Here is a 5185-nt window from a genome sequence, read left to right on the forward strand (position 1 = left end):
TGGGCTGCGCGGTCAGCGGGTCGGCGGTCCGCACCACCGTTGCGGTGGCGCCCGTCCTCCAGGACCAGTCGGTGACCAGCTCGGTGGTCTATGACCCCTCGATGCTGCTCGTGACTCTGCTGCTGGCGGCGCTCGCCGGGATGCTGGCGGTGGTCGGCATCGCCCGGCTGCGGCGGACCGCCCGCACGACGGTGGCATGATCACCACCGATCTCGAGCTGCGCGGCATGAGCTGCGGTGCCTGCGCAGTCCGCATCGAAGGCGCGTTGAACGGGCTCGACGGTGTGCAGGCCGCGGTGAACTTCGCTCTCGAACGCGCCCATGTGCAGCACGAGGATGCGGTGTCGGCCGGCGATCTTATCCGTGCGGTCGAGTCGACGGGCTACCAGGCCTCGGTGGTCGTCGATCCGTTCGGGCCGTCCGACGATGCCGCGCACGACGAGCTGCGCCCGCGGCTGATCGGGTCGACGCTGCTGGCGATTCCGGTGGTCGCGCTGTCGATGGTGATCGGCTGGCAGTTCACCGGTTGGCAATGGCTGGCGCTGGCACTGACCACGCCGGTGGTGGCGTGGGGCGGCTATCCGTTCCACCGCGCGGCAGTATTGGGCATCCGGCATCGCTCGTCGACGATGGACACCCTGGTGTCGTTGGGCACGCTGGCCGCCTATCTCTGGTCGACGGCCGCGGTGCTGCGCGGAGTGGCCCCGGTCTACTTCGAAGTCGCCGCCGCTGTCACGGTGTTCCAGCTGGCGGGCCGCTCCGCCGAGGCGCGCGCCAAGCGGGCGTCCGGGGCCGCGCTGCGCTCGCTGTTGAGCCTGGGCGCCAAGGACGCCGTGGTGCTGCGTGACGGAGCCGAGATGCGCGTGCCGGTCCCGCAGTTGCAGGTCGGCGATGTGGTGGTGGTGCGGCCGGGGGAGCGGGTGGCCGCTGACGGCGTGATCGTCGACGGTGCAACGGCGTTGGACACTTCGGCGATGACGGGTGAGCCGGTACCCGTCGACGTGGCTGTCGGTGACACCGTCGCCGGTGGCTCGCTGAATACCTACGGCCGGCTGCTGGTGCGCGCCACCAAGGTCGGCGCCGACACCCAACTGGCCAGGATGGCCACGCTGGTCAGCGACGCGCAGAACGGCAAGGCCCCGGTCCAGCGGATGGCCGATCGGGTCGCGGGGGTCTTCGTCCCCGTGGTGCTGGTGATCGCGGCGGCGACAATGGCCGGGTGGCTACTGGCCGGACAGCCTTCGTCGTCGGCGTTCACCACCGCCGTCGCGGTGCTGATCGTCGCCTGCCCGTGCGCGCTCGGGTTGGCCACCCCGACCGCGATCCTGGTCGGCACCGGCCGCGGTGCGCAACTCGGCATCCTGATCAAGGATCCGAAACTGCTGGAGGCGGTCAAGGGCGTCGACACCGTCGTGTTCGACAAGACCGGCACCCTGACCACCGGCGCGATGACCGTCCACGACGTCGATGCCCGGCCGGGCGAAGACGCCGACCTGGTGCTTACGCGCGCGGCCGCCATCGAGTCGGCGTCCGAGCACCCGGTTGCGGTGGCGATCGTGGCGGCAGCTCGTGACCGCGGGCTCGCCGTCGGGAGCGGCCCGGATCATTTCGTCAACACCCCGGGAACCGGGGTTCGCGGCGTCGTCGACGGGGTCGAGGTGGCGGTATCGCGGGCCGGGTCGCTGGCCGGCGTCGACCTGCTGGCGCCCGTCCGTCAAACGGCCGTGCAGGTGGCGTGGGGTGGGCAGGTGCGCGGCGTGATCACGCTGTCCGATCAGATCAAGCCCGACAGCGCCGCCGCGATCGCCGAACTGATCGGCATGGGCATCACGCCGATGCTGCTGACCGGTGACAGCCCGACGGTGGCCCGGCGCGTCGCCGCACAAGTCGGCATAGCGGCCGACAACGTGATCGCCGGCGTGCTGCCCACCGACAAGGCCAAAGCCGTCAAGGATTTGCAGGCCGAGGGCCGAATCGTGGCCATGGTCGGCGACGGTGTCAACGACGCGGTGGCCCTCGCCGTTGCCGACATCGGCATGGCGATGGGCAGCGGGGCAGACGCGGCGATCGACGCGGGCGATTTCACCCTGATGCGCACGGAGGTACACACCGTGGTGACCGCGCTGCGGCTGTCGGCACGCACGCTGCGGACCATCCGGATGAACCTGTTCTGGGCGTTCGGCTACAACGCAGCGGCTATCCCGCTGGCGGTTATGGGGTTGCTCAACCCGATGATCTCCGGGGCGGCGATGGCCTGTTCTTCGCTATTGGTGGTGACAAACAGCTTGCGGCTCTGAGGTTTTCAGGGCTGATTGGGTCAGGACGCCAGCCAGGCCAGCTCGCCTGGCAGCTGCTGACGCCAGTACGCCTCGTCGTGCCCGCCGGGGGTGAAGCCGCCCGCGGGCGGTGTCAGCAGTTGGCCGATGAATTGGTGCGTGGCCGGCGCGAAGCGGTCGTCGTTGCCGCAGTCGATCCGCAGCGGAATCGTCGACAGCGCCGGCGATCCGAAGACGGTGTTGCGCGTCCAGTCGTCGTAGCTGTCGAACGCGCCCAACGTGCTGCCGGTGTAGGACTGGTACAGCGCCGGGCTGACGGCGCAGATCCCGGCCGTGCGCGCCGGGCCCAGCCGGGAGCCCAGCAGCATCGCGCCGTAGCCGCCCATCGACCAGCCGATGAAACCCACTCGGGTGATGTCCATGTTCATCGTCGCCAGCATCGGGATCAGCTCGTTGAGCACCATCGAGCCCGCGTCCTCGCCGCCCGCCCGCCGATGCCAGTAGGTGTCCCCGCCGTCGACGGCGACCACCGCGAACGGGGGCCGGCCCGCTGCGGCCAGATCGGCGAGCACCTGTTCGACACCGAAGTTCATCACCTGTTTGGCGCTGCCGCGTACACCGTGCAGTGCGATCACCGGGCGCAGCGGCGCGATCTGACCGGGCGGCCTGGCGATGATGTAGTTGGTCACGATGCCGCCGCGGGCCGCCGAAATGAACGATCCGGACATCTTGGTCGGTAGCGGAGTGGGAGCGACGACGGGCGGCGCGGGCGGGCCGGCCGGCGCCGCGGGCTCGAACGGGCTGGGGTCGGCGGGAACCTGCGTCGGGTCGACCAGGGCGCCGAACGTCCAGATCCCCGCCGCCCCCGCGAAAGCACCGCCGCCGAGGCGCAACGCAGCACGGCGTGACAGGTCAGGCACCAGCCACATATTGCCGTTCTGAGCAGCGGCGTCCACCGAGGCACGCCGTTTCCGAAGGCAACATGGCGGTCACAGTTTGTCTACGTAACGCTTGCGTTTGATACACAGTGCGAAATCTGTAACACTGTTCCGCATGACCGAGCTGCGTGAGCCTTCTGCCGGGCAGAGCGCCGATGCGCTACCGCTGGGCCCGCAATCGCTGGTGTGGCGGTACTTCGGCGACAACAGAATGTTCCTGATCGGGCCGCGGCCCGCGGTGCTGCAGAACATGCTGGCCGAACTCGGGCAGGGCGTGCTGGATCACTCGGTGTTCTTCAGTGACACCTCCGCGCGCATCAAGCGCTCGCTGCCGCCGATCTTCAAGACCGTCTACGGGTCCGACGACGACAACACCGGTCGGCAGGTCCGCGACTTCCACCACCAGATCAAGGGGTTCATGCCCGCCGGGCAAGGAAAAGCTGAGCGGTATCACGCATTGGATCCCGACACCTACTTCTGGGCGCATGCCACCTTCGTCGAGCAGGTGCTGTATTTCGCCGACACCTTCGTCAAACGCCTGACCGACGCGGAGAAGGAGCAGATCTATCTCGAATCCAAGACCTGGTACCGCCGCTACGGGGTCAGCGAGCGGGCGATGCCCGCCGACTACCAGGAGTTCGAGAAGTATTGGGACCACATGATGAACGACGTCGTGGTGGCCCACCCGACCGCGAAATACGGTGTGGGATATGTGACCAAAGGATTTCCGCGGCCCAAGGGCGTGACGCCGTCGGTGTGGCGCGCGGTGGCTCCGGTGTTCAACCCGATCGCGGCGTTCCTGACCACGGGCGGGCTGCCGCCCCGGGGGCGTGAACTGCTCGGCCTGCCCTGGAGCGACCGCCAGGAGCGCCGCTATCAGCGGTTCGCCGCGATGTGGCGGTCGCGGCCGGTGAACTGGCTATGGGACCGGCTGCCGATGCGTCTGCGCTACAACGGTTTTGCTAGAGCGGGCCATGCCCGCGGGTAGCCCCGCTGACGCGGCCACCACCGCGATCCTCGACGCCGCCGTCGTCGAGTTCGGTCGGCATGGCTTCCGCCGGGTCGCTGTCGACGACGTGGCTCGACGGGCCAGGGTCAGCCGTACCACCATCTACCGGCGCTTCGCCAACCGCGATGAGTTGGTCTCCGCCGTCATCGACCGCGAGAACGCGGTGCTGTTCGCCGACATCGCCGAAGAGCTGAAAAGCCGTCGTCCACAATCGAATTACTACGTCGAGGCATTCACCTTGTCGATGCTGCGATTCCGCCGGCACCGGGTGCTGACCCGGATGCTCGCCGACGAGCCCGGCCTGATGATCGAGTTGGCGCGCCGACACTGGGCTGCCGCCGTCGAGCGGATGGCAGCAGCGCTTCGGGTCATCTTCCCGGACGGATTCGCCGAGCAAATCGGGTCGGCTGCCGTCGACGAACTGGCCGACACCATCCTGCGCTATGCGGCGATGCTTTTGGTATTGCCCACCCGTCAGCAGATCGTCGGCGAAGACGACATCCGCGCTTTCGCCACCGTGCACTTCCTGCCCAGCCTGCCCGCCGCGCTGCGCGCCGTGCCGGTCTGAATCGAGCGCGCCCCCCGGGTGGGTGTTAGCGTGCCTTAATGCCGGAAAACCTGTCGACCCCGCTTCGTCGTGGGCTCTCCCAGCGGCAGCTCAACATGATCGCGCTCGGCGGCGTCATCGGCGCCGGGCTGTTCGTCGGGTCCGGTGTCATCATCGGCGAGGTGGGGCCCGGTGCCGTCATCACCTACGCGGTCTGCGGTGTGCTCGTCGTGCTGGTGATGCGCATGCTCGGCGAAATGGCCACCGCCAACCCGTCCACCGGTTCGTTCGCCGATTACGCCCGGCAAGCCTTCGGCGACTGGGCGGGATTCTCGGTCGGCTGGTTGTATTGGTACTTCTGGGTCGTGGTGGTCGGGTTCGAGGCCGTCGCCGGCGGTTTGGTGTTGTCGTATTGG

6 protein-coding genes are annotated in these 5185 nt (G+C 68.5%); 5 read left to right on the forward strand and 1 reads right to left on the reverse strand.

Translation table 11 applies throughout. The features are described from left to right. Together AC2VOU_RS06380 and AC2VOU_RS06385 are read left to right on the forward strand one after the other, a co-directional pair. A partial coding sequence (locus AC2VOU_RS06380) for a hypothetical protein (RefSeq protein ID WP_486956613.1) occupies positions 1-200 on the forward strand: 200 nt, incomplete at its 5' end. Continuing rightward, the gene (locus AC2VOU_RS06385; RefSeq protein ID WP_486956614.1) at positions 197-2296 is read left to right on the forward strand and encodes a heavy metal translocating P-type ATPase; all 2100 of its coding nucleotides are present in this window, start codon (positions 197-199) and stop codon (positions 2294-2296) included. The genes AC2VOU_RS06380 and AC2VOU_RS06385, both read left to right, overlap by 4 nt. Before the next feature lie 20 nt (positions 2297-2316). Here the strand turns inward: AC2VOU_RS06385 and AC2VOU_RS06390 are convergent, their stop codons facing one another. Continuing rightward, on the reverse strand, positions 2317-3204 hold the full coding sequence (locus AC2VOU_RS06390) for an alpha/beta hydrolase (protein WP_486956618.1): 888 nt from the start codon (positions 3202-3204) through the stop codon (positions 2317-2319). Positions 3205-3328: 124 nt separating this feature from the next. Here AC2VOU_RS06390 and AC2VOU_RS06395 point away from each other — a divergent pair, with 124 nt between their 5' ends. The 3 genes from AC2VOU_RS06395 to AC2VOU_RS06405 all read left to right on the forward strand — a co-directional run. After that, positions 3329-4201, forward strand: coding sequence for an oxygenase MpaB family protein (locus tag AC2VOU_RS06395; RefSeq protein ID WP_486956615.1), 873 nt, complete (start codon positions 3329-3331; stop codon positions 4199-4201). Beyond that, complete coding sequence (locus AC2VOU_RS06400; RefSeq protein ID WP_486956616.1) at positions 4188-4790, forward strand: TetR/AcrR family transcriptional regulator; 603 nt, start codon at positions 4188-4190, stop codon at positions 4788-4790. Before AC2VOU_RS06395 ends, AC2VOU_RS06400 begins: the two co-directional genes overlap by 14 nt. Before the next feature lie 38 nt (positions 4791-4828). Beyond that, on the forward strand, positions 4829-5185 hold a 357-nt coding region (locus tag AC2VOU_RS06405), incomplete at its 3' end, for an amino acid permease (RefSeq protein ID WP_486956617.1).

Source organism: Mycobacterium sp. TH-M25 (assembly GCF_057473665.1).